The organism is Delftia sp. WSY_12 (genome assembly GCF_043104645.1).
Taxonomy (GTDB): domain Bacteria; phylum Pseudomonadota; class Gammaproteobacteria; order Burkholderiales; family Burkholderiaceae_C; genus Comamonas; species Comamonas tsuruhatensis.
Genome location: NZ_JBICKW010000054.1, coordinates 114,947 through 138,373, shown reverse-complemented (window position 1 = coordinate 138,373; position 23,427 = coordinate 114,947). Strand labels below are relative to the sequence as shown.

Here is a 23,427-nt window from a genome sequence, read left to right as displayed (position 1 = left end):
ATGTGGATCCATTCCATGGCTGCCTTCATCGATTGAAAGCAGTGCATGACCATCATTCATCACCTCGGTTTCCCATCGGCGCCCGGCGTGCTACGCAGCCGGTGCGCCGGGCTGCAGGGCGCCGTGCAGGAAGGACTGCTCCATCACGGCCGCCACGCTGGCCCGCGCAACACGGCCGCGCCGCTCCGCATCCAGCAGGCCCACGGCCATGGAAAGCCACAGCTCGGTCATCGCCGCGGCCGTGATGTCGATGCGGAACACGCCGGCCTGCTGGCCGCGCAGGAAAAAGGCATCCATGGCTGCCACCCATTCGCTCTCTATCTGGCCGACCACCGAGATGTCGGAGCGCCAGAAATACATCAGGAACAGCAGCAGCGTCTGGTGGTCCTGGCAGTGGGCGGTGAGGCGGCGCAGCGCCTCCAGCGGCGCGTGGCGCTCCAGCTCGGCCGCGCGCATGGCGCGCGACAGGGTGTCGGCCGCATGCCCTATGAGCCGGTCGATGAGCTGGTCGCGCGTGGGGCAGAAGCGGTAGAGCGTGGCCTTGCTGATGCCGATGGCGCGTGCCAGCTCCTGCAGATTGGCCTTGGGATCGTCCAGCAGCGCCAGTGCCAGTGCGCCCAGCAGCTTGCCTTCGTCCTCTTGCTTGGTGCTCGTCATCGCTTGTCATGCCTCCTTGGAAAGTGCATGGATTTTATCTGTTGATGTTTTAAAGAATCAAATGAATCGATGTTGACTCATTTGATTCTGATATGTACCATCGCGGCCTTCGTATCGAACTCAATCAGGTTGTGAACATGAGCATGCGTCTGAACAAGCGACGTGGCCTGCCGCTGGCGGCCCTGGTGCTGGCCGCCCTGGCCACCCTTGCAACGGGCTGCGGCCGCAACGAGGCTCCGGCCGCAGCGGGTGACGCGCTGCCCGTGGTGCAGGCCGTCACCGTGCAGCCCGCGCCGCTGGCACTGTCCAGCGAGCTGCCGGGCCGTATCGAGCCCGTGCGCGTGGCCGAGGTGCGTGCGCGGGTGGCCGGCATCGTGCTGCGCCGCCATTTCGAGGAAGGCGCCGATGTCCGGGCCGGCCAGGTGCTGTTCCAGATCGACCCGGCGCCCCTGCGCGCCGCCCTGTCCCGCGCCCAGGGCCAGCTGGCCAGCGCCGAGGCGGCCCTGATCGAAGCGCGTGCCGTGGTCGGCCGCAACGCGCCGCTGGTGGCCCAGGAGGCGGTCAGCCGCCAGGACTTCGAGGCCATGCAGGCCCGCCTGCAGGCGGCCCAGGCCGCGCGGCAGTCCGCCCAGGCCGAGGTGCAGGCGGCCGCCCTGAACCTGGAATACGCCACGGTCAGGGCGCCGATCGCGGGCCGCATCGGCCGTGCGCTGGTCACCGAGGGCGCCCTGGTGGGCCAGGGCGAGGCCACGCCCATGGCGCTGGTCCAGCAGCTCGACCCGGTCTATGCCGACTTCCAGCAGCCCGTGGCCGAGGCCCAGCGCCTGCGCGCGGCACTGGCCGAGGGCCGCCTGGCACAGACGGCGGGCAAGGACGGCACGCCGGTTTCCCTGAAGGTGGACGGCACGGGCCTGCAGCGCACGGGGCAGCTGCTGTTCTCGGATGTGACGGTGGACCGTGGCACCGGCCAGATGGCGCTGCGCGGGCGCTTCGACAACCGCGACGGCATGCTGCTGCCCGGCATGTATGTGCGCGTGACCGTGGGCCAGGGCGTGGACCCTGCCGCCATCCTGGTGCCGCAGCGGGCCGTGCAGCGCAGCACCGACGGGCAGGCCCACGTGCTGGTGGTGGATGGCCAGGACACGCTGCAGATGCGCCCCGTGCAGACCGCGGCCATGCATGGCGCGCAGTGGCAGATCAGCGCAGGCCTCAAGGGCGGCGAGCGCGTGGTGGTGGGCCGCATGGCGGGCCTGCAGCCCGGGGCGCGGGTTCAGGCCACGGCCCTTTCCGATGCCGCGGCCTCCCCTACGGCGGGGCTGTCCGGCACCTTCAGCGCCTCCGGCAGCTCCGCCACGTCCAGCGACTGAGCCGGCGCGTGCCCAAGGAATAGACCATGTCCAAGTTCTTCATCAACCGCCCCAACTTCGCCTGGGTGGTGGCCATCTTCATCATGCTCGCCGGGCTGCTGGCCATACCGGCGCTGCCCGTCTCCCAGTTTCCCAACGTGGCGCCGCCGCAGATCTCGATCACCGCCAACTACCCGGGCGCCTCCGCCACCACGGTGATGGAGTCGGTGACCAGCGTCATCGAGGAGGAGCTCAACGGCACCAAGGGGCTGCTGTACTTCGACTCCTCCAGCGGCTCCACGGGCCTGGCCGAGATCACGGCCACCTTCGCCCCGGGCACCGAGCCCGCGCTGGCCCAGGTGGAGGTGCAAAACCGCATCAAGAAGGCCGAGGCGCGCCTGCCCGCGTCCGTGATGCAGATGGGCCTGCAGGTCGAGCAGGCCAGCGCCAACTTCCTGATGATCTACTCGCTGACCTACAAGGACGGCAGCGGCAGCGGCAGCGAGGTGGCCCTGTCCGACTACGCCGTGCGCAACATCAACAACGAGATCCGGCGCGTGCCCGGCGTGGGCAAGGTGCAGTTCTTCGCGGCCGATGTGGCCATGCGCGTGTGGGTCGATCCGAACAAGCTGCTGGGCTACGGCCTGTCGGTGGCGGACGTGAACGCGGCCATCGCCGCCCAGAACGCGCAGGTGCCGGCCGGCAGCTTTGGCGCCTCGCCCGCAGGGCCCGGCCAGGAGCTGAGCGCCACCATTGCCGTCAAGGGCACGCTGGCCTCGCCCGAGGAGTTCGGACAGATCGTGCTGCGTGCCAGGGCCGATGGCTCGGCCGTGCGCCTGGCCGATGTGGCGCGGCTGGAGGTCGGCCAGCTGGACTACAGCTTTTCCTCGCGCGAGGACGGCCGCCAGGGCGTGGCCGCCGCCGTGCAGCTGGCGCCCGGGGCCAACGCCATGCAGACCGCCAAGGCCGTCAAGGCGCGCCTGGCCGAGCTGTCGCAGAACTTCCCTGCCGGCATCCAGTACGCCGTGCCCTATGACACCTCGCGCTTCGTGGAAGTGGCCATCGGCAAGGTCATCCAGACCCTGGTGGAGGCCGTGGCGCTGGTGTTCCTGGTGATGTGGCTGTTCCTGCAGAACCTGCGCTACACGCTGATTCCCACCATCGTCGTGCCCGTGTGCCTGGCCGGCACCCTGGGCGTGATGTATGCGCTGGGCTTTTCGGTGAACATGATGACCATGTTCGGCATGGTGCTGGCCATCGGCATCCTGGTGGACGACGCCATCGTGGTGGTGGAGAACGTGGAGCGCCTCATGGCCGAGGAGGGGCTGTCGCCGCTGGCGGCCACGGTCAAGGCCATGCAGCAGGTCTCGGGCGCCATCGTCGGCATCACCCTGGTGCTGGTGGCCGTGTTCCTGCCGCTGGCCTTCATGAGCGGCTCGGTGGGCGTGATCTACCGGCAGTTCTCGCTGTCGCTGGCCGTGTCCATCCTGTTCTCGGGCCTGCTGGCGCTGACCTTCACGCCGGCGCTGTGCGCCACGCTGCTCAAGCCCGTTGCCAAGGGCCACCACGCCGAGCGCAAAGGCTTCTTCGGCTGGTTCAACCGCCGCTTCGCGGCCCTGACCGAGCGCTTCGACCTGCTCAACCAGCGGCTGGTGCGCCGCGCCGGGCGCTGCATGCTGGTGTATGCCGCCATCGTGGCCGGGCTGGGCGTGGCGTACATGCGCATGCCCGAATCCTTCGTGCCCTACGAGGACATGGGCTACTACATCGTCGGCGTGCAGCTGCCGCCGGGCGCCACCACGGAGCGCACCAAGGCCATGGTCAAGGACATGGAGGACTATGTCCAGAGCCGCCCCGCCACGGCCCAGGCCGAGTTCCTGATGGGCTACAGCTTCTCGGGCATGGGGCAGAACGCGGCCCTGGCCTTCGTCACGCTCAAGGACTGGTCGGTGCGCGGCGCCGGGCAGGCATCGTGGGACGAGGTGCAGGCCTTCAACCAGCGCTTTGCCAGCCTGTCCGACGGCACCGTCATGGCCGTGGACCCGCCGCCCATCGACGGCCTGGGCAACTCCGGCGGCTTTGCGCTGCGCCTGCAGGACCGCGCCAGCCTGGGCCGCGAGGCGCTGATCGCCGCGCGCGACCAGCTGCTGGCCAAGGCCAATGCCTCGCCCATCATTGCCTACGCCATGATGGAAAACCTGGAGGATGCACCTCAGCTGCGGCTGGACATCGACCGGCGCAAGGCGCAGGCCCAGGGCGTGGATTTCAGCGCCATCAACACGGCCCTGTCCACCGCCTACGGCTCGGCCGTGATCAACGAGTTCCCCAACGCGGGCCGCCTGCAGCGCGTGGTGGTGCAGGCCGATGCCCAGGCCCGCGCGCGGCCCGAGGACATCCTGCGCCTGCACGTGCCCAACGCCAGCGGGCAGCAGGTGCCGCTGTCTGCCTTTGCCACGGTGCGCTGGGAAAGCGGGCCGGTGCAGATCTCGCGCTACAACGGCTATCCGGCCTTCCGCATCTCGGGCGACGCCAGGCCCGGCCACACCACGGGCGAGGCCATGGCCGAGCTGGAACGCATCATGGCCGAGATGCCGCGCGGCATAGGCTACGAGTGGACGGCCCTGTCCTTCCAGGAGAAAGCCGCCGGTGCCCAGGCGCCCAAGCTGTTCGCGCTGGCCATCGTGGTGGTGTTCCTGCTGCTGGTGGCCCTGTACGAGAGCTGGAGCGTTCCCGCCGCCGTGATGCTGATCGTGCCCATCGGCGCGCTGGGATCGGTGCTTGCCACCTCGGCCGTGGGCCTGTCCAACGACGTGTACTTCAAGGTGGGCCTGATCACCATCATCGGCCTGGCGGCCAAGAACGCCATCCTGATCGTGGAGTTCGCCAGGGACCTGCATGCGCAGGGGCACAGCCTGGCGCAGGCCGCGCTGCAGGCGGCGCGGCTGCGCTTTCGGCCCATCGTCATGACCTCGCTGGCCTTCATCCTGGGCGTGGTGCCGCTGGCGCTGGCCTCGGGCGCGGGCGCCTCCAGCCAGGCCGCCATCGGCTTCGGCGTGATCGGCGGCATGCTGTCGGCCACGCTGCTGGGGGTGGTCTTCGTTCCCGTCTTCTTCGTCTGGGTGCTGTCCCTGTTCCGGCGCAAGGCGCCGGCCGGCACCCCGCTTGCCCTGCAGGCCCCGGCAACCTCCACGGAGTAAGCGCCATGTCCATGCACTTCTTCCCACGCGCCCTGTGTGCGCTGGCCGCCAGCCTGGTGCTGGCCGGCTGCTCCCTCGCCCCGGTCCACCAGCGTCCGCAGGCGCCCATTCCCACGCAGTGGCCGCAGCAGGATGCGGCGCCCGTGCTGTCCTCGTCGGCGGCCACGCTGGACTGGAACAGCTTCATCGCCGACCGCCAGCTGCGCCAGCTGGTGGACCTGGCCCAGGCCCACAACCGCGATCTGCGCCAGACCCTGCTCAACGTGGAGGCGGCACGCGCCCTGTACCAGGTGCAGCGCGCCGACCGGCTGCCGGGCGTGGGCCTGCAGGGCGGCGGCACGCGCCAGCGCCTGCCGGGCGACATGAATGCCACGGGCCAGCCGCAGGTGCAGGGCAGCTGGCAGGCCGGCCTGGGGCTGGCCGCCTTCGAGCTGGACCTGTTCGGCCGCGTGCGCAACCTGTCCGAAGCCGCCCTGGGCGAGTACCTGGCCACCGAAGAGGCCGCGCGCGCCGCCCGCATCAGCCTGGGTGCCGAAGTGGTGCAGGCCTACCTGTCCCGCGACGGGGCCCTGCGCCGCCTGCAACTGGCGCAGCGCACGCTGCAAAGCCGTGAATCCTCGCTGCGCCTGACCGCGCAGCGGCGCAATGCGGGCACGGCCACGGCCCTGGACCACCAGGATGCCCTGGGCCTGGCCGCCCAGGCCCGCGCCGACGTGGAGCGCAGCGAACGCGAGCTGCGCCAGGCCGGCAACGCCCTGCTGCTGCTGACGGGCGTGGAGGATCTGGGGCCGTACCTGTCCGCACGGTCCGCAGGGTCTGCACAGTCGGCAAAGTCGCCCGACGTACCCATGCTGCTGCAGGATTTGTCGGCCGGCACGCCTTCCGAACTGCTCATCCACCGCCCGGACATCCAGGCGGCCGAGCACCGGCTGCGCGCGCGCAGCGCGGACATTGGTGCGGCGCGCGCGGCCTTCTTCCCGCGCATCTCGCTCACCGGCTTCCTGGGATCGTCCAGCGCCGATCTGTCCGACCTGTTCCGCTCGGGCCAGCGCGCCTGGTCGTTCACTCCCCAGGTCACGCTGCCCCTCTTCGACGGGGGGCGCAACCGCGCCAACCTCGACCTGGCCGTGCTGCGCAAGGACATGGCCGTGGCAGCCTACGAGCAGGCCATCCAGACCGCCTTCCGTGAAGTGGCCGACGCGCTGGCCGCCACCGACACGCTGCGCCGCGAGGAAGCCGCGCACCTGGCGCTGCGCGACAGCAGCCGCGAAAGCCTGCGGCTGGCGCAGGCCCGTTACCAGGCGGGGGTGGACGACCATCTGCGCTACCTGGACGCCCAGCGCAACGCCTTCGCCAATGAAAGCGCCTACATCGATACCGTGACCCAGCGGCAGTTGGCGCTGGCCCAGCTGTTCCGCGTGCTCGGCGGCAGCTGGACTGCGCCGCCGCCGCCACCACCGCAGTCCCAGCCTGTGGCGGCCTTCCAGCAGCCCTGAGCACCGAGCAGCCCTGAGCCCCGGCTACGCCGCCTCCACCCGCGCGTTGTAGGCCGCCAGGGTCCGCTGCCAGGCGGGCCGGGCCAGGCATCTGTCGCGGTAGGCGACCACGGCGGGGCAGGGCGCGGTCAGCGTGCGGTCCGGGATGCAGGCGAGCACATGCGCCATCAGGATGTCGGCCACCGTGAATTCGTCGGTGGCAATGAAGCGGCGCCCGTCCAGCCAGCGCTCCAGGTTGCCCAGCATGCGATGCGCCCAGCCCACCAGGAATTCGCGGTGCTTGCCGCAGCTGCCATCGGCCGTCCAGTCCAGCACCATCAGGCTGAGCAGCGGCGGCTCCACCGTGTTCATGGCTGCAAAGCACCAGCGCAGCACCTGTGCCTCGCCGGTTGCATCGGAGGGCATCAGCCGGCCGCACTTCCTGGCCAGATGCAGCACGATGGCGGCCGACTCCGAAATCACCTGCCCGTCATCGTCCAGCGCCGGAATCTGCTCGAAGGGGCTGAGCCGGCGGTAGGCCTCGGTGTTCAGGTCGTGCGCGGGATGGTCCATGCCCGCGATCTCGAAGGGCAGCTGCATCTCTTCGAGTGCCCACAGCACGCGCAGATCGCGCGTGCGGCCGCGTGCGCCGGCATTGACCCTGGAAAAACCGTAGAGCTTGAGCATGGTGGCGTTCTCCGCAGTGGTGATCCTGCCGGCCATGCTACTCGTGGCTGCCGAGGTGTGGGCATCACCTGGCGTCCCGTTCACGGCAGCGCGTTCACAGTGCCCCGAACACCTCGGGCAAGGCCGCATCGCGCGGCATGCCGCCATAGCTCTTGGTGCCGCCCTGGCTGTCGATCACCACGATGCCCGGCGTGCCACGGAAGCCCAGGGACATCATCAGCTTGCGGTGGGCCTCCAGCGTCTTGCGCACGTCGGGGCTGACGCTGAAGGCGGGCGCTATGCCGCCCTGGGCGGACTTCTTCTCGTGCTCCATCAGTGCGGCCGCGCGGTCCGGGGCCTGCAGGATGGCGGCGGCCTTGGCCGGGCTGTCGTCCCGGATCACGCCCACCAGGATGTGGCGCAGCTGCACCTTGCCTGCGTCCACCCAGGGACGCGCGGCCTCCCAGAACTTGTGGCAGTACTTGCAGTTGGGGTCGGTGAAGGTATAGATCACGCGCGGCGCATCGGCCTTGCCGTCGGGCACCCAGGTGGAGGCCTCCAGTTGCGACTGCACGGTGTCGCCCGCCGGCTTGGCGGCCTGGACCTGGGCCTGGACCTGGGCCTGGACCTTGGCCTGTGGCGCCTGGGCCGTGGCAGGGCCTTCTGCGGCCGTGGCCCATCCCGCCGCCAGAAAGAGGCTGGCAGCCATGCCTGCAAAAAGGACGGTGCGTTGAAGATGCATGGGAACTCCTTGAAACGGTTGAATGAATGAGGGGGCGGCGCTGCGCGACAAGGGTGCAGCGCCTGGTGCTGTGGCAACAGCGGCGGACGGTGTGAGTCGGAGTGCATCCGCCGCGTTCCATCGTTATAGGAAATCGCTTGCGCCATCTGGCCCCATCTGGCCCTTCACAGGGATACGCGCTCATCCTGAACGCGCAAGACCGGCTTCAGCAACACGGCATCCAGGCCACTGTCTTCAAACCAGCAGCCATCCTGCGCCACCACTTCATGCGGCCCGCGCAGTTGAGGCCCCCGTGCATGCAGGCGTACCCGGGCGGTATGGCCGGTGGCCCAGGGCATGTCCTGGCCGAAGGGAACGATCAGCAGGGCTCGCGGCGACAGGTGCCCGGCTTGCAGGTTGCCTGGCGCAGGCGCCAGCCCCTGAAGGGATTGGCGCGCCTGGACCTCCACCCCAACCACCCATGCCCAAAGAATGCTGGGCGCGCTCCTGGCCCGGACATGCAGCTGCAGCAGCGCGCTGCCGCCGTTCTCAAGCGCGTGGGTACAGACCTGCACGCTGGCGGGCGCAGCGCTCCAGCCCGGCAGCCATTGCTGCAGGACATGCGCCATCTGGCGGGCATCCGGCTGCGCAGGCAGGCCGGGCGGCAGTTGCATGAGCCGCCATGGCCGCTGCGCCAAAACGGCGGCGCACCGCTGCGCACACCACCATGCGCCATGGGGATCGGCCTGCGCACAGGCGTCGGAGACCATGGGCAGCCGCGCCCAGCGCACCCTGCCCGTGGAGCCGCGCGCCTGGTAGTACCAGAACGAGTGGAAGCGCAGGCCGGGGATGAAACGGTGGAACAGGGTTTTGCTGGCTGCATTTTTCATGGGAAAAATTTAGCATAGCTATCGAAAAATGAAAAGCATTGCTAATGGTTTCGATTATTAGCATCGCTACATGAAAGTTTGGACCACCGAGCAAGAGGCAGCGAACCTGAAGCGCCTGCTCTCTACCGTGAAAAGCAAGGCCGAGTTCGCAGAGAAGGCCGGCATTCCTGGCGGCTCCTCCATGGTCTCCCAGCACCAGAGCGGCAACCGGCCCATCAGCCTGGAGGCGGGCATTGCCTATGCCAAGGGTTTGAAGGTTTCGCTTTTCGAGATCAGCCCCAGGCTGGTGAAGATGGTTTCCGATCTGCCGCCCCTGCTTCCAGAGGGGGACACGCCCGGCACCAACCTGCCCAGGATTCCCAAAGAACTGCGCCAATACCCCGTTCTCTCGCATGCCCAGGCTGCGGCCCTGGCAGATGACGGCGCATTTACCGAGCCCCCTGAAAGCCTGGACATCGAATTCGGCAAGGACGATGCATCGCCCGGTGCGTTCTTTCTTGTGTTGGAAGGCGATGCCATGTTGCCCGAGCTGCGCGAAGGCGACCGGGTGCTGATCGATCCCCAGGCCAGCCCCCGGCCCGGCGACCATGTGCTGGCCAGGAATGGCAAGCGGCAGCTGCTGCTCAGAAAGTACCGCGTGCGCGGTGTGGGAGAGGACGGCACCGAGGTGTTCGATCTGGTGCCGCTCAATGATGACCATGCCGTGCTGCGCAGCGACAGGAACCGGCTGGTCCTGCTGGGCACGGTGATTGAACACCGTCGCCGGCTGCGGGGGCGCTGACGGCAGGGCGGCAGGCCGCTGGCGCGGAGTTTTTGGGTATCAGGGCGCGGCGGCAGTCTCGCCCTGGCGCTCGGACCGGCGGTCAGGGCCCGGGCTGGCCTGGCTGCCATCGGGCAGCGTGACGGTCTTGGCCTGCCCGTGTGCAGTCAAGGGGTTGCCGGTAGGCGCAGGCAGCTGCGGCCAGCCCATGGCCAGGGCCACCGTGCAGCACAGGGCCGTCAGCGCCGGGCGCGGCAGCAGGTGCGGCCAGCGCCATCCCCAGCCCTGGCCGCAGCCCTTGTCCCCTTCAGGGCAGGGGCGTTGTGCTGCAGGAAGGCCCCGGTCCAGGTGATGCAGGTGTCCCAGGTGGCGCAAGGCTGCCTCGTGCGCCGTGCTGGCTTGCAGCCATTGCGTGAATTCGGCTTCCTCGGCAGCGGTCAGGCCTTGTTGCCGGCGCATGTGCCAGTCGGCCGCAGCCACGTCGATGGGGTTGCGCCCGCGAAGGAACTCTTCCAGTTCGCGCACCTGCGCAGCCTTGTCCAGGGGCGCGGTGCAGGAGCGGTGGCGGCGCATGCGTGCGGCTTGCCGGTTTCAGAAGCTGGTCCAGTCCTGCGATTCGGCGGACGGCTTGGCCGCAGCCAGGCGTGCAGGGCTTGCAGGGCGCGCGCCAGCTGCGGGTCGTGCCGGTGCCGGCCTGGCCGGCGCCAGCGCAGATGCCGTGGCCGCGCGCGTGGGCACGGACGCCGGCAGCGGCGTCTGCAAACGCGGCTGCTGGGGCACATTGCCCTGATGGCCCAGGCGGAAGATGGCCACGGCCTGCACCAGGCGCTGGGCCTGGGACTTGAGGCTGGAGGCCGCCGCCGCGCTTTCCTCCACCAGGGCGGCGTTTTGCTGCGTGACCTGGTCCATCTGGCTCAGAGCCTGCCCGACCTGGGCCACGCCGGTGCTTTGCTCGTCGCTGGCGTTGCTGATCTCGCCCATGAGGTCGGTCACGCGCTGTATGGATTGCAGCACCTCGGCCATGGTGGTGCCGGCCTGGTCGGCCAGCTCCGCGCCCTGGCTGACGCGCGTGGCGCTGTCAGTGATGAGCTGCTTGATCTCGCGGGCCGCCTGCGCGCTGCGCTGGGCCAGAGTGCGTACCTCGGCGGCGACCACGGCAAAGCCCTTGCCCTGTTCGCCGGCACGTGCGGCCTCGACGGCGGCGTTCAGGGCCAGGATGTTGGTCTGGAAGGCGATGGAGTCGATCACGCCCACGATGTCGCCGATCTGGCGCGAGCTGGCATGGATGTCCTGCATGGCGCCCACGACTTCCTGCACCACGGTGCCGCCCTTGGCCGCGATCTGGCTGGCGCCGCGCGCGAGCTGGTTGACCTGGCGTGCGTTGTCCGCGTTCTGCTGCACGGTGGAAGACAGCTCGTCCATGGAGGCTGCGGTTTCCTGCAGCGCGCTGGCCTGCTGCTCGGTGCGCCGGCTCAGGTCGGCATTGCCCTTGGCGATCTGCTCGCTGGCCACGGCCACGCTGTCGGCGTTGTTGCGCACATCGCTGACCACGCTGGCCAGGCTCTGGTGCATGGCGTTGAGCGAGGCCTGCACGCTGCCTGCGGGCGCTTCGCTGCGCACCAGTCCGGGGTCGAGGTTGCCATCGGCGATCTGGCGGGCGACTTCACCGAGCTGGGCAGGCTCGGCCCCCAGCGCGCGTGTCAGGCCGCGTGCGATCAGCCGGCCCATGAGCAGGGCCAGCACGAAGGCGACCGCGCTCACGCCGATCTGCATGTTGCGTTGCTGCACATAGGACTGCGTGGCCTGCTCCACCATGACCTGGGCGTGCTGGCGCGTGAGCTGGCTGTACTCGTCGGTGGCCGCGATCAGCTGGGCCAGCAGCGGCCGGCACTCGCTGTTCATCTTGGCAATGGCCTCGTCCCTTTGCTGGCGCAGCGCCAGCGAAACGATGTCCAGCGCCACCGGGCCGTAGCGCTGCTCTATCTGGTCGATGCGGGCGACCAGGGCGCGAGCCTCCTCGCCCACCCCGGGCGCGGCCACCAGGGCCTTGAGCTGGTCCAGGTGGGACTTGACCGCGGCATGGGCGGCGTACACGGCCGTTTTTTCCATGTCCAGATCGGCTGGCGTGTTCACCAGCACCAGGTTGCGCGCCGCGATGGCGCGGCTGTCCACGGCCGCGCGCACCTGTTCGGCCAGATGGGCGCGGGCGTTCACACCGTCGACGAACTGGGTCAGGTTGCGGTCGGAACCGTCCAACGCATGAAGGGCAGATACGGAAACCAGTGCGACCAGTAAAGCCAGGGCGGTAAAGGCGGCGTAGAGCTTGGTCTTGACGGTCCAGGTGCGGAGATTCATGGCGCTTTCCAGGTAGGTGGTGCAAGTATCAGTTTCTATCAAAAATAAATGATTTATTTGATAAAGCCCTAAGGGTGAATTGTTAAATTTCAACTTGAATTGACAAATTCAGGCTAGGTGGGGCCAGGCGTCACCAGCCCGCTTCCCGGGCGGGCTGGATCAAGAAAGCCCGCATTTCATGAACGCATGCGGGTCTTGCACCTGGGATGCCGGGTGCGCCGGCGCTACAGTCGGGGCCCCTACCCATGCATACCCCTCCCCACATCCAAGGCTGGTGCCCCGGCGCCTGGCAGCCCATGGCCTCCGGCGATGGGCTGGTGCTGCGCGTGCGCCCGCCGCTGGGCCGCCTGACGGTGGCCCAGGCGCGGCGGCTGGCGCGCCTGGCCTGGGTGCATGGCAACGGCGCGCTGGAGCTGTCCAGCCGCGCCAATGTGCAGTTGCGCGGCATTGCGCCCGGGCGGCACGCCGCCGTGCTGCGCGCCCTGGCGGCCGTGGGCCTGCTGGACGCCGACGCGGGCCGCGAGCGCCGCCGCAACCTGGTGATCGACCCGCTGTGCCGGCCGCAGGAGTCGGTCCATGCGCTGGGCCAGGCCCTGCAGCAGGCGCTGGATGCGGCCGACGACCTGGCGAGCCTGCCGGCCAAGTTCGGCTGGTCGGTGGAGGGCGCGCCGGGCCGGCTGGCCGGCGTGTCCGCCGATATCCGCCTGCAGCGCACCTCCACCGGCTGGCTGGTGCAGCCCGATGGACGGCAGCAGGCGCTGGCCGTGGCCGATGCCAGCCAGGCCGTGGCCGCAGGCCTGGCACTGGCGCGCTGGTTTGCCGGTCAGGCCGCCCTTCGCCGCGCCCAGGGCTTGCGGCCCGGACGCATGGCCGCGGTGGCGGCGCAACTGCAGCCGCTCCCCGGACTGGACTGGGTGGAGACAGAAACCCCGGCCCACAGCGAAGGACCGGCGCCCGGTGCCGTGCCCGGCCTGGGCTGGCTGCTGGGCGCGCCGCTGGGCCGCTTGCCGGCCGTGGCGCTGGCGCGGCTGGTGCGCGCCTTGCCTGAGCAGGCCTTTTTGCGTGTGACACCCTGGCGCATGCTGCTGGTGGAAGACGCCGGAGCCGGCGCGGCGCTGCCCCGCTGGTGGGCGGCTGCAGGGCTGGACGACGCCGCTGACTGGATCACCCACGCCCATGACCCGCGCCTGCGCGTATCCGCCTGTACCGGCGCGCCTGGCTGCATCCAGGCCTTGGGTCCCACGCAGACATTGGCGCTGGAGCTGGCGCCGCAGGTGCCCCACGGCGCGCACCTGCATGTGACCGGATGCGCCAAGGGCTGCGCGCGGCAGGCGCCGGCCACGGTGGTGCTGCGGGCAGAAGGTCAAGACGAGGGCGAAGGCCCTGTCTATTCCGTAGTGCGCCACGGCCGTGCCGGGGATAGGGCGCAGGAGCAGCGGACCCTGGCCTCGGTGCGAGACAATCCGGGATTGCTGTTTTCAAAAGAATAATGCTGCACCGCTACGAAACCGATGGCGCCGAGATCTACCGGCAGTCCTTTGCCACCATCCGCCGCGAGGCGGCGCTGGAACGCTTCACGCCTGTCGAGGAACGCGTGGTGGTGCGCATGATCCACGCCGCTGGCCTGGTGGAGCTGGCCCCGCACGTGGCCTTCTCGCCCGGCATGGCCGAGGCCGCCGCGCAGGCCCTGCAAAAGGGTGCGCCCGTGCTGTGCGACGTGCGCATGGTCAGCGAGGGCATCACGCGCTCGCGCCTGCCCGCCGCCAACCCCATCATCTGCACGCTGCAGGACGAGCGCGTGCCCGCGCTGGCCCGTGACATGGGCAATACGCGCAGCGCCGCCGCGCTGGAGCTGTGGCGCCCGCACCTGGCCGGGGCCGTGGTGGCCATCGGCAATGCGCCCACGGCCCTGTTCCACCTGCTCAACATGCTGCAGGACCCGGCCTGCCCCCGGCCGGCCGCCATCATCGGCTGCCCCGTGGGCTTTGTGGGCGCCATGGAATCCAAGCAGGCGCTGATGCAGGACCTGCCCGTTCCCTGCATGGCCGTGCATGGCCGCCTGGGCGGCTCGGCCATTACCGTGGCCGCCATCAACGCACTGGCCAGCCATGTCGAGTAGGCAGCCGCGTCCCAGCCAGGGCGGGCCCGGCATTGTCTGCGTGGGCCTGGGCCCGGGCGACCCCGAACTCATGAGCGTCAAGGCCGACCGCCTGGTGCGCGGCGCCCGCCAGGTGGCTTTTTTCCGCAAGAAGGGCCGGCCCGGCAAGGCCCGCCAGCTGGTGGACGGCCTGCTGGCCCAAGGCGCTGCCGAGCACGCCATGGAATACCCGGTGACCACCGAGCTGCCCGTGGACAGCCCCGCCTATGTGGACCTGCTGGCGCGCTTCTACGACGACTGGTGCCTGCGCCTGGAAGCGCTGGCGCAGACCGGGCAGGTGGTGGTGCTGTGCGAGGGCGACCCCTTCCTCTACGGCTCCTTCATGCATCTGTACACCCGGTTGCGCGAACGCGGCCAGGTGCCGCTGGACGTGGTGCCCGGCATCCCCGGCATGGTGGGCTGCTGGCACGCCACGGGCGAGCCCATCACCTGGGGCGACGACGTGCTCAGCGTGATGACCGGCACCCTGTCGGAAGACGAGCTGGTGCGCCGCATGCAGACGGCCGAGGCCCTGGTTGTCATGAAGGTCGGCCGCAACCTGCCGCGCATCCGCCGCGCCCTGCAGCGCACGGGCCGGCTTGACGCCGCCTGGCTGGTGCAGAACGGCACCACGGACAGCGAGCAGGTCGCGCGCCTGGGTGATGTGTCCGACGACGCCTGCCCCTATTTCGCCATCGTGCTCGTGCACGGCCAGGGCCGCCGGCCGGAGGCCGCATGGTGAGCGCCGGCCGCCTGACGGTGGTGGGGCTGGGCCCGGGCGCCCTGGACCAGATCACGCCCGAAGCCGCAGCCGCCTTGCACGCGGCCGACGATGTGGTCGGCTACCTGCCCTATGTGTCCCGCGCGCAGGCCCTGCTGGCGCAGGCGGGTCAGGGCCAGGCCGTGGCCTGGCATGCCTCGGACAACCGCGTGGAGCTAGAGCGCGCGCGTCAGGCGCTGGCGCTGGCCGCGCAGGGGCGGCAGGTGGTCGTGGTGTCCTCGGGCGACCCGGGCGTGTTCGCCATGGCGTCGGCCGTGTTCGAGGCCATGGAATCGGCCGATGCGGTGCAGGCCGCCGCCTGGCAGGCGCTCGATATCCAGGTGCTGCCCGGCATCACCGCCATGCTGGCCGCCGCCGCGCGCGCTGGCGCGCCGCTGGGCCATGACTTTTGCTGCATCAATCTCTCGGACAACCTCAAGCCCTGGCCGGTGATCGCGCGGCGCGTGGAACTGGCGGCCGAGGCCGACTTCGCCATGGCCTTCTACAACCCGCGCTCCAAGAGCCGGCCCGAAGGCTTTGTGCGCCTGCTGCAGCTGCTGCGCACCCATTGCGAGCCGCAGCGCCTGCTGGTGTTCGCGCGGGCCGTGTCCACGCCCGAGGAACACTTGCACGTATGCACGCTGGCCGAGGCCACGCCCGAGATGGCCGACATGCGCACCGTGGTCCTGGTGGGCAACAGCGCCACGCGCCGCGTGGGCCGCTGGGTCTACACGCCACGCCACTACGGCATGGATGGCGGCGCGGGCGGTGCTGTCAGCGCCGTCGGCAGCACGCCATGAGCAATCCAGTGCAGCACCGCAGCCACCGACCCGGTGCGCTGGCGCTGCGGCAGCGCCGGGCGCTGCACCATCACCACGGGCAGGCCCAGGGCACGCGCGGCATCGAGCTTGCCGCGCGTGGCCTCGCCGCCCGCGTTCTTGGCCACCAGCCATTCGATGCCGTGCGTGCGCAGCAAGGCTTCATCGTCGTCCGCGCTGAAAGGACCGCGCCCCAGCACGACCGTGGTGTGGGGCAGGGGCAGGCTGCCGGGCCCGGGCGCATCGACCAGGCGCAGCAGATAGTGGTGCTGCGGCTGGCCCGCAAAGGCCGCAAGCTGCTTGCGGCCCACAGCCAGAAACACCCGGGCGGCTGCCTGGGGCAGGGCGGCAGCGGCGGCTTGCATGTCGGGCACGTCGATCCAGGCATCGCCGGCACTGGCCTGCCAGGGCTCGCGTTCCAGCGCCAGCAGCGGCGTGCCGGTGGCGGCGCAGGCCTGGCAGGCATTGCGGCTCATCTGTGCGGCGAACGGGTGGGTGGCATCGACCACATGGCTGATGGCCTGCCCGCGCAGGAATTGCGCCAGGCCCTGGGCACCGCCAAAGCCTCCCACGCGCGTGGGCAGGGGCTGGGCCACGGGCGACTGCGTGACGCCCGCATACGAGAACACGGCGGCAATGCCGGCGCGGTGCAGGGCCTGGGCCAGCTGGCTGGCGCCGCTGGTGCCGCCCAGCAGGAGAACATGGGGCATGACTGATCCCTGGTTGACATTGGTGGGCCTGAACGAAGACGGCCTGGACGGCCTCGCGCCCGCCGCGTTGCGCGCGCTGGACGCGGCCGAGACCGTTTTTGGCGGGCCGCGCCACCTGGCGCTGGCCGGTGCCGGCGAGCGGGGCCGTCCCTGGCCCGTGCCCTTTGACGTGGCTCCCGTGCTGGCCTGCCGTGGCCGGCCCACGGTGGTGCTGGCGTCGGGCGATCCGTTCTGGTTCGGGGCGGGCGGCAGCCTGGCGGCGCATCTGGCGCCGCAGGAGTGGCGCTGCCACGCCCAACCCTCGACATTTTCGCTGCTGGCGTCCCGCCTGGGCTGGAAGCTGGAAGACACGGTCTGCCTGGGCCTGCATGCCGGCCATGTGCAGCAGTTGCTGCCGCACCTGTCGCCAGGCCGCCAGTCGCTGGTGCTGCTGCGCGATGGCGCCGCCGTGGCCGCACTGGCCGACTGGCTTGTGCAGGAAGGCTGGGGCGACAGCCGCCTGGAGGTCATGGAATCCGTGGGCGGCCCGCGCGAGCGCCGCCGTGCATGGCGCGCCGCCGAAGCCGCCCAGGCCCTGGCCGCCGACCCTGCCTGCGCGCCCGTGGCCGTGGCCGTGCTCGCCCAGGGCGGCGCGGCCCTGCCCCTGGTGCCGGGCCGGCCCAACCACTGGTACGCCAACGACGGCCAGATCACCAAGGCCCCGGCCCGCGCGCTGACCCTGGCGGCTCTTGCGCCGCGCCACGGCGAATGCCTGTGGGATGTGGGCGGCGGCTCGGGCTCGGTGGCCGTGGAGTGGTGCCTGGCCGGTGGCTCGGCCATCAGCCTGGAGCAGCATGCGGCGCGTGCGGACAACATCCGCCTCAACGCCCGGCGCTTCGGACTGCAGGCGCGCCTGCGCGTGGTGCAGGGCGTGGCGCCCGAGGCGCTGGCCGAACTGCAGGCGCTGGCCCGGCCCCAGGCCGTGTTCGTGGGCGGGGGCTTTGACGCCGAATTGTTCGATCGCCTGCAGGCCCTCATGCCCGCAGGCTGCCGCCTGGTGGTCAATGCCGTGACGCTGGAGACCGAGGCCCTGCTGGTGCAACTGCAGGCCCAGCATGGCGGCCAGCTGCTGCGGCTGGAGATCTCCAGCGCCGAGCCGCTGGGCCGCATGCGCAGCTGGAAGGCTGCGCGGCCGCTGGTGCAGTGGAGCTGGCAGCGGTGAACCCGGACGAAGCCATCCCCCACCGCTGCGGCGTGCTGGGCCTGGGCCTGCACACCGACGCACTGCCCGATGCGCTGCAGGCGCTGTGGCAGCGGGCCCAGGCGCACCTGCTGCAGCAAGCCTGCGCGCCGCAGCCCGTCTGCGCGGTGGCCGTGCTGGACACCAAGGCCGGCCATCCGGCGCTGGAGGCCTGGATGTCGGCGGTCGTGCCCTCGGCCGTCCTGGTCCGTGTGCCGTCCGCGCAATTGCCGGGCCAGCCGGTGGTCACCCAATCGCCGCGCATGCTGGCGCGCTACGGCACCGGCAGCGTGGCCGAGGCGGCGGCGTTGGCCGCCGCAGGCCCGCACTCCGCCCTGAGCGTGACCCGCCTGGTGGCGGACGACGGCAGCGCCACCCTGGCCCTGGCCGTGGGCCAGGGCGGACCTCTGAACTGTTGCCTGGCCCACGCCAGCCAGGCCAAGAAACAAGGAGCAACGGCATGACCGTGCATTTCATCGGCGCCGGCCCCGGCGCCGCCGACCTGATCACCGTGCGCGGGCGCGACCTCATGGCGGCCTGCCCGGTCTGCCTGTATGCGGGCTCGCTCATTCCCTCGGAACTGCTGGCGCACTGCCCGCCGGGCGCGCGCATCGTCAACACCGCATCCATGAGCCTGGACGACATCGTGGCCGAGATCCAGGCCGCCGAGGCGCGTGGCGAAGACGTGGCGCGCCTGCACTCGGGCGACCTGTCCGTGTGGTCGGCCATGGGCGAGCAGCTGCGCCGCCTGCGCGAGGCCGGCATTGCCTACACCGTCACGCCCGGCGTGCCCTCGTTCGCGGCCGCCGCCGCCACGCTGGGCGCGGAGCTGACCCTGCCCGGCCTGTGCCAGTCCGTGGTGCTGACGCGCACCTCGGGCCGCGCCACGGCCATGCCCGAGGGTGAGAACCTGGCCGCCTTCGCGGCCACGGGCGCCGTGCTGGCCATCCATCTGTCCATCCATGTGGCCGCCAAGGTGCAGTCCGAGCTGCTGCCGCACTACGGCGCCGACTGCCCCGTGGCCATCGTCTGGCGCGCCAGCTGGCCTGACGAAACCGTGGTGCGCACCACGGTGGGCAGCCTGACCGAGGCCGTGGCCACCCACATGGAGCGCACGGCCCTGATCCTGGTGGGCCGCAGCCTGCAGGCCGAGGACTTCGGCGAAAGCCGCCTCTACGCGGCCGACTACGACCGCCGCTACCGCCCGCTGGGCACCGAGCCGCGCTTTCCCGCCACCGATGTGCATGCGAATGCCGCGCTGGATACCGCGAGGGATACCGTGATCGACGTGCCCCTCGGGAACCCCGCCCCATGAGCGCGGCCCTGCCGCCCGTGGCGCTGAGCTTGATCGGCATCGGCACGGGCAACCCCGACCACCTCACGCGCGAAGCCCAGGCCGCCATGCAGGCCGCCGACCTGATCCTGCTGCCGCACAAGGGCGAGGACAAGGCCGAACTCGCCGCCCTGCGCCGCGACCTGTGCGATGCCGTGCTCACTGCGCCCGGCCCGCGCATCGAAGGCTTCGACATGCCCGTGCGCCGCAGCGTGGGCGACGACTACCTGGCCCAGGTCGATGAATGGCATGCGGCCATCACGCGCTGCTGGCAGGCGGCCATCACCCGTTCCCTGGACGGGGGGCTGCAGCCGCGCAGCCCCGGCCAGCCCTTGCAGGTCGCCCTGCTGGTCTGGGGGGACCCGGCGCTGTACGACAGCACCCTGCGCATTGCCGCGCGCATGCAGCCGGCGCCGCACAGCGTGCGCGTGGTGGCGGGCATCAGCTCCATGCAGGTGCTGTGCGCCGCGCATGCGATTGCGCTCAACGGCATAGGCCAGCCCTTCGTGGTGACCACGGGCCGCCAGCTGCGCGAGCAGGGCTGGCCGCCCGGCGTGGACACGGCCGTGGTGATGCTGGACGGGCAGTGCAGCTTCACCGAGCTGCCCTCCCACGGCCTGCACATCTGGTGGGGTGCCTACCTGGGCATGGACCGCCAGATGCTGGACAGCGGCCCGCTGGCCGAGGCCGCCCCGCGCATCGTGCAGGCCCGCGCCGCAGCGCGCGAGCGGCATGGCTGGATCATGGATATCTACCTGCTGCGGCGCGGGGACTGAGGCCGAGGCTGCTGCCGACGCCGGCCCCCACGCTGTACACCCCCTTCATCAAGGAATCCCGCCATGCAGATGGACAACATCCCCTTCAACACCACCGACTGGGCCGCCGTGGCGCCCACCGAGCATTCGGCCGAGGCCGGCCAGGCGTTCTGGCGCACGCAGAACTTCGGCAACATCCGCGTGCGCACGGTGGAGTACACGCCCGGCTATGTCTCCGACCACTGGTGCACCAAGGGCCATGTGCTGCTGTGCCTGGAAGGGGAGCTGGAGACCGAACTGGCGGACGGCCGCCGCTTCACGCTGACGCCCGGCATGAGCTACCAGGTGGCGGACAACGCCGAGCCGCACCGCTCGCGCTCGCCCAAGGGCGCCAGGCTCTTCGTGGTGGACTGAACCTGCAGGCACGATCGGCACGGCAGCGCGCTGCAGGTCTGCGACAGGTTCGCGCCGGCGCGGGCGAGAGCTGCGCAAACGTGCCGTCATTGAGTGGCGTACGGCACGGGTTGCCAGGGTGCCCATGCCGGGGGGTGGAATGCCTGACGGACGGCTCTCCAGGTACACAGTCATCGGCCATCAACTCAGCGGCGAAGTAGGCATTGCCGATGGCGACAGCCCTTGTGGCCGGGCTTGTGCACAATGAAGAGCTTTCGCCCAGCCTCTTCACGCGATGCAGCAAGAACCCGACTTCCTCCACAACCTGAACCAGGAATTCCGGGACGGCAGGCGCTGGCTGGACCGCACCATCGTGCTGGCCTATGCCGCCGCCGCCGGGCTGTGCGTGGTGGCCTTCACGCTGATGGCCGACGCGGGCTTCGAATTCTTCGAGAGCATCTACCACTGGCAGGGCGGCTGGGCCGTGCTGCTGTGGATGCCTGCCGTCACGGCGGGCGCCGTGTGGCTCACGCGGCGCTGGGCGCCGGGTGCGGCGGGATCGGGCATTCCGCAGGTGATCGCCACGCTGGACCCGGCGCTGGACTCCACGCAGCGCGGGCGCTTCGTGTCGCTGTGGCTGTCCTTCGCCAAGATGGCGCTGGCCAGCGCAGGCTTTGCGGCGGGGCTGTCCATCGGGCGCGAGGGGCCGTCGGTGCAGGTGGCCGCCGGTGTCATGCACCATGCGCGGCGCTGGTTCGGCCCTCATTCGGGTATCAGCCACCATGCGCTGCTGGTGGCCGGCGGCGCGGCCGGCATTGCGGCGGCCTTCAACGCGCCGCTGGCCGGCGTGGTCTTCGCCATCGAGGAGCTGTCGCGCAAGCTGGAGTCGCGCTCCAGCGGCCTGATCATCGCGGCCATCGTGCTGGCCGGCCTGATGGGCGTGTCGGCCTTCGGCAACCTCAGCTATTTCGGGCGCATCCAGGTGCCCCACCTGACCTGGGACGCGCTGCTGCCGGGCCTGTGCGTGACCCTGGCCTGCGGCGTGCTGGGAGGCCTGTTCGCCAAGCTGCTGGCCGCCTCGCTGACCCGCGCGCCCGAGCGGCTCAACCAGCTGCGCGCGCGCTTTCCCATCCGCTTCGCGGCGGCGGTCGCGCTGGTGATCGCCGTCATCGGCATGGTCACGGGCGGCGCCACCTTCGGCGCGGGCTCGGAAGCCGTCAAGCACATGCTGGCGGGCCAGGCCGACGTGCCTTCGTTCTACGTCACCCTGAAGTTCATCGCCACCTGGCTGTCGGCCTGGGTGGGCGTGCCGGGCGGCATCTTCGCGCCGTCGCTGTCCATTGGCGCGGGCGTGGGCCACAACGTGGCCGGCCTCATGGGCGCAGACATCGCGCCCGCCCTCATCGCCATGGGCATGGCCGCCTTCCTGGCCGCCGTGACGCAGGCGCCGCTGACGGCCTTCATCATCGTCATGGAGATGGTGGACGGCCACTCCATGGTGCTCAGCCTCATGGCGGCGGCCATGCTGGCCAGCCTGGTCTCGCGCATGCTGGCCCGGCCGCTGTACGAGACGCTGGCCCAGCACATGCTGAGCATGGTGGTCGCACCTGCTCCTGCTCCTGCTCCTGCGTCGGCACCCGCACCGGTGCCCGAGCAGGCCTCTCCCCCGAAGGACCAGGACAAGCCCGCAGGCGCCTGAAGCGGGCGCGCTTGGCTGACAGCCAATGGCGAATGCCGATGGCCTGGGTGTGCTGCACGCCACGCCATGCTCCCTTCCTGAGTCCGGACGCAAACCCAAGGAAAGGAACGCGGCATGTGGGAGGAAGTGGCCAACACCCTGGTCGAGGAATTTTCCAGCCTGCCCGATGCGGCCGAGGTCACGCGCGTCATGGTGCGCCTGCTGCTGGCGGCGCTGCTGGGCGGCATCGTCGGCTACGAGCGCGAGCACAAGGGCAAGGCCGCAGGCCTGCGCACCCACATGCTGGTGGCCATGGGCGCGGCGCTGTTCGTGCTGGTGCCCGAGCGCGGCGGCATGGACATTGCCGACATGAGCCGCGTGATCCAGGGCGTGGTGGCCGGCGTAGGCTTCCTGGGCGCGGGCGCCATCATCAAGCGCCACTCCGAGGAACAGGTGCAGGGCCTGACCACGGCAGCCGGCATCTGGATGACGGCCGCCATCGGCGTGGCCTGCGGCCTGGGGCGCGAAGCCATCGCGCTGCTGGCCACGCTGCTGGCCATCGTCATCCTCGTGATGCTGCCGCATGTGGTCAGTGCGCCGCCCCCGCACGATGACGCGGAGCCGGACACCAAGCCGCGCGAGACCTGAGGGCGGGCTGCGGCTCAGGCGTGCGGCTGTGAGTCGGGTGGCGGGGACTTCGCCTGTGCCAGCAAACTGTCCCAATCGCCAGGAGGGTGCCCGTTGGCGAGCATTTTTCGGAACACCCTGTAGGCATCGTCGCTGCCCTCATAGGCTCGCCTGGTGTCCTCATCGTTGACCCAGGCGAACACGATGATTTTGCTGGGGGCGTGAAAGCGAAAGAACAGGCGGTACTGCTGGAAGAACCTGGCCCGAAACCAGTGCTTGTGCTCCTCGCCCAGGGTATGGCCCTGGCGGTAGTCTGGCCGCGTCGGATCCTGCGGGATGACATCGAATGCCAGCTTGCGGATCGCCGCCAATCGCTTGGTCGCGTTCTTGCGTGTGTACCCGCCAGGGTCCTTCGTTTTCAGACCCTCCACTTCCTGGCTCAACGCCTGTAGCTGGGCCAGGAAAAGCGGGTGCATGAATACCGTCCAGCCGTGAATGCGCAAGGGGGCGGGCGGTACGGCGCTCATTCGTCGTCTGCCGAAAGCGGTGCATCCAGATCGACCTCGATGCCTTCGGTCAGCGCCTGGATCTGCTGCGCCAGACGGGCATCCATGGTCTGCAGGCGCTCGGGGTGGGCTGCCATGTCCTGGGCCAGAAAGCCGAGAAACTGGCCCAGCACGGGATCGGCATCCTCGGTGGAGTCGGCGCGACTGAGCACGACCTCCCCGCCGGGCAGGATGGTGTAGTGGATCCTGTCGCGCTTGCTCAGGTGCAATGCGCGGCGAACGGCTTCGGGGATGGTGGTCTGGTAGCGGTCAGTGAGCGTGGATTCGGCTTCAAGTGTCGAAAACATGATGGCATCTCCTGATAGGCTGCCATGCATGGTAATGCAGGTGCATTACCATGCCCGGGCGAAAGGTTCCTTCCCGG

Annotated in this window: 24 protein-coding genes; 15 read left to right on the top strand and 9 right to left on the bottom strand. The window is 70.2% G+C overall.

What is annotated here, in order from left to right:
- Nucleotides 1-90 precede the first annotated feature (90 nt).
- A complete protein-coding gene (locus ACF8LI_RS23910) occupies nt 91-657 on the bottom strand; it encodes a TetR/AcrR family transcriptional regulator (protein WP_154833445.1) in 567 nt (188 codons plus the stop codon).
- 137 nt (nt 658-794) lie between these two features.
- Between ACF8LI_RS23910 and ACF8LI_RS23905 the strand changes: the two genes are divergently transcribed.
- Genes ACF8LI_RS23905 through ACF8LI_RS23895 form a run of 3 tightly spaced genes read left to right on the top strand, consistent with a single transcriptional unit; the run spans nt 795 to nt 6,696 of the window.
- The gene (locus tag ACF8LI_RS23905; protein ID WP_392414405.1) at nt 795-2,024 is read left to right on the top strand and encodes an efflux RND transporter periplasmic adaptor subunit; all 1,230 of its coding nucleotides are present in this window, start codon (nt 795-797) and stop codon (nt 2,022-2,024) included.
- Nucleotides 2,025-2,050: 26 nt separating this feature from the next.
- On the top strand, nt 2,051-5,200 hold the full coding sequence (locus ACF8LI_RS23900) for a multidrug efflux RND transporter permease subunit (RefSeq protein WP_392414404.1): 3,150 nt from the start codon (nt 2,051-2,053) through the stop codon (nt 5,198-5,200).
- A 5-nt stretch (nt 5,201-5,205) separates the two neighbouring features.
- Entirely contained in the window at nt 5,206-6,696 is a 1,491-nt protein-coding gene (locus ACF8LI_RS23895) for an efflux transporter outer membrane subunit (RefSeq protein ID WP_392414403.1), read from the top strand.
- Between the two features lie 24 nt (nt 6,697-6,720).
- Here ACF8LI_RS23895 and ACF8LI_RS23890 read toward each other — a convergent pair whose 3' ends face one another.
- The 3 genes from ACF8LI_RS23890 to ACF8LI_RS23880 form a co-directional block, all read right to left on the bottom strand.
- Complete coding sequence (locus ACF8LI_RS23890) at nt 6,721-7,398, bottom strand: glutathione S-transferase family protein (protein WP_225971012.1); 678 nt, start codon at nt 7,396-7,398, stop codon at nt 6,721-6,723.
- Between the two features lie 58 nt (nt 7,399-7,456).
- Nucleotides 7,457-8,083: a thiol:disulfide interchange protein DsbG gene (gene dsbG / locus ACF8LI_RS23885; protein WP_392414402.1), complete on the bottom strand. Its 627-nt coding sequence runs from the start codon at nt 8,081-8,083 to the stop codon at nt 7,457-7,459.
- A 164-nt stretch (nt 8,084-8,247) separates the two neighbouring features.
- Nucleotides 8,248-8,952, bottom strand: a complete 705-nt coding sequence (locus ACF8LI_RS23880) for a hypothetical protein (protein WP_392414401.1) — start codon at nt 8,950-8,952, stop codon at nt 8,248-8,250.
- Nucleotides 8,953-9,022: 70 nt separating this feature from the next.
- Here ACF8LI_RS23880 and ACF8LI_RS23875 point away from each other — a divergent pair, with 70 nt between their 5' ends.
- Nucleotides 9,023-9,733 (top strand): LexA family protein, encoded by a 711-nt coding sequence (locus ACF8LI_RS23875; RefSeq protein WP_392414400.1) that lies wholly within the window; start codon nt 9,023-9,025, stop codon nt 9,731-9,733.
- A 39-nt stretch (nt 9,734-9,772) separates the two neighbouring features.
- Here the strand turns inward: ACF8LI_RS23875 and ACF8LI_RS23870 are convergent, their stop codons facing one another.
- Entirely contained in the window at nt 9,773-10,285 is a 513-nt protein-coding gene (locus ACF8LI_RS23870; protein ID WP_392414399.1) for a FecR/PupR family sigma factor regulator, read from the bottom strand.
- An 18-nt stretch (nt 10,286-10,303) separates the two neighbouring features.
- Nucleotides 10,304-12,067 (bottom strand): methyl-accepting chemotaxis protein, encoded by a 1,764-nt coding sequence (locus ACF8LI_RS23865; RefSeq protein WP_392414398.1) that lies wholly within the window; start codon nt 12,065-12,067, stop codon nt 10,304-10,306.
- A 245-nt stretch (nt 12,068-12,312) separates the two neighbouring features.
- Between ACF8LI_RS23865 and cobG the strand changes: the two genes are divergently transcribed.
- Genes cobG through cobJ form a run of 4 tightly spaced genes read left to right on the top strand, consistent with a single transcriptional unit; the run spans nt 12,313 to nt 15,764 of the window.
- On the top strand, nt 12,313-13,557 hold the full coding sequence (gene cobG / locus ACF8LI_RS23860) for a precorrin-3B synthase (RefSeq protein ID WP_392414397.1): 1,245 nt from the start codon (nt 12,313-12,315) through the stop codon (nt 13,555-13,557).
- Nucleotides 13,557-14,186 carry a precorrin-8X methylmutase gene (locus ACF8LI_RS23855; RefSeq protein WP_012207647.1) on the top strand — a complete coding sequence of 210 codons (630 nt, stop codon included), beginning with the start codon at nt 13,557-13,559 and terminating at the stop codon, nt 14,184-14,186. The genes cobG and ACF8LI_RS23855 overlap by 1 nt, the downstream gene beginning before the upstream one ends.
- Nucleotides 14,176-14,946 (top strand): precorrin-2 C(20)-methyltransferase, encoded by a 771-nt coding sequence (cobI, locus tag ACF8LI_RS23850; RefSeq protein ID WP_013800508.1) that lies wholly within the window; start codon nt 14,176-14,178, stop codon nt 14,944-14,946. The genes ACF8LI_RS23855 and cobI overlap by 11 nt, the downstream gene beginning before the upstream one ends.
- The gene (gene cobJ / locus ACF8LI_RS23845; protein ID WP_252653018.1) at nt 14,940-15,764 is read left to right on the top strand and encodes a precorrin-3B C(17)-methyltransferase; all 825 of its coding nucleotides are present in this window, start codon (nt 14,940-14,942) and stop codon (nt 15,762-15,764) included. Before cobI ends, cobJ begins: the two co-directional genes overlap by 7 nt.
- Here cobJ and ACF8LI_RS23840 read toward each other — a convergent pair.
- Nucleotides 15,707-16,492 (bottom strand): cobalt-precorrin-6A reductase, encoded by a 786-nt coding sequence (locus ACF8LI_RS23840; protein WP_392414396.1) that lies wholly within the window; start codon nt 16,490-16,492, stop codon nt 15,707-15,709. The two genes, cobJ and ACF8LI_RS23840, sit on opposite strands and share 58 nt — an antisense overlap.
- On the opposite strand from ACF8LI_RS23840, the gene cbiE reads away from it, so the two are divergent.
- The 7 genes from cbiE (at nt 16,491) to ACF8LI_RS23805 (ending at nt 22,518) form a co-directional block, all read left to right on the top strand.
- Nucleotides 16,491-17,693 carry a precorrin-6y C5,15-methyltransferase (decarboxylating) subunit CbiE gene (gene cbiE / locus ACF8LI_RS23835; RefSeq protein WP_392414395.1) on the top strand — a complete coding sequence of 401 codons (1,203 nt, stop codon included), beginning with the start codon at nt 16,491-16,493 and terminating at the stop codon, nt 17,691-17,693. The genes ACF8LI_RS23840 and cbiE overlap by 2 nt on opposite strands.
- Nucleotides 17,690-18,175: a cobalamin biosynthesis protein gene (locus ACF8LI_RS23830; protein ID WP_392414394.1), complete on the top strand. Its 486-nt coding sequence runs from the start codon at nt 17,690-17,692 to the stop codon at nt 18,173-18,175. The genes cbiE and ACF8LI_RS23830 overlap by 4 nt, the downstream gene beginning before the upstream one ends.
- On the top strand, nt 18,172-19,026 hold the full coding sequence (gene cobM, locus ACF8LI_RS23825; RefSeq protein WP_392414393.1) for a precorrin-4 C(11)-methyltransferase: 855 nt from the start codon (nt 18,172-18,174) through the stop codon (nt 19,024-19,026). Before ACF8LI_RS23830 ends, cobM begins: the two co-directional genes overlap by 4 nt.
- Nucleotides 19,023-19,820: a precorrin-6A synthase (deacetylating) gene (gene cobF / locus ACF8LI_RS23820; RefSeq protein WP_392414392.1), complete on the top strand. Its 798-nt coding sequence runs from the start codon at nt 19,023-19,025 to the stop codon at nt 19,818-19,820. The genes cobM and cobF overlap by 4 nt, the downstream gene beginning before the upstream one ends.
- 63 nt (nt 19,821-19,883) lie before the next feature.
- Nucleotides 19,884-20,213, top strand: coding sequence for a DHCW motif cupin fold protein (locus tag ACF8LI_RS23815; RefSeq protein ID WP_013800515.1), 330 nt, complete (start codon nt 19,884-19,886; stop codon nt 20,211-20,213).
- A gap of 274 nt (nt 20,214-20,487) precedes the next feature.
- Complete coding sequence (locus ACF8LI_RS23810) at nt 20,488-21,891, top strand: chloride channel protein (RefSeq protein WP_047219181.1); 1,404 nt, start codon at nt 20,488-20,490, stop codon at nt 21,889-21,891.
- A 114-nt stretch (nt 21,892-22,005) separates the two neighbouring features.
- Nucleotides 22,006-22,518: an MgtC/SapB family protein gene (locus ACF8LI_RS23805; RefSeq protein ID WP_016448386.1), complete on the top strand. Its 513-nt coding sequence runs from the start codon at nt 22,006-22,008 to the stop codon at nt 22,516-22,518.
- Nucleotides 22,519-22,532: 14 nt separating this feature from the next.
- Here ACF8LI_RS23805 and ACF8LI_RS23800 read toward each other — a convergent pair whose 3' ends face one another.
- Complete coding sequence (locus ACF8LI_RS23800) at nt 22,533-23,024, bottom strand: type II toxin-antitoxin system YhaV family toxin (protein WP_047219182.1); 492 nt, start codon at nt 23,022-23,024, stop codon at nt 22,533-22,535.
- The gene (locus ACF8LI_RS23795; RefSeq protein WP_043790977.1) at nt 23,021-23,350 is read right to left on the bottom strand and encodes a type II toxin-antitoxin system PrlF family antitoxin; all 330 of its coding nucleotides are present in this window, start codon (nt 23,348-23,350) and stop codon (nt 23,021-23,023) included. Before ACF8LI_RS23795 ends, ACF8LI_RS23800 begins: the two co-directional genes overlap by 4 nt.
- Nucleotides 23,351-23,427 lie beyond the last annotated feature (77 nt).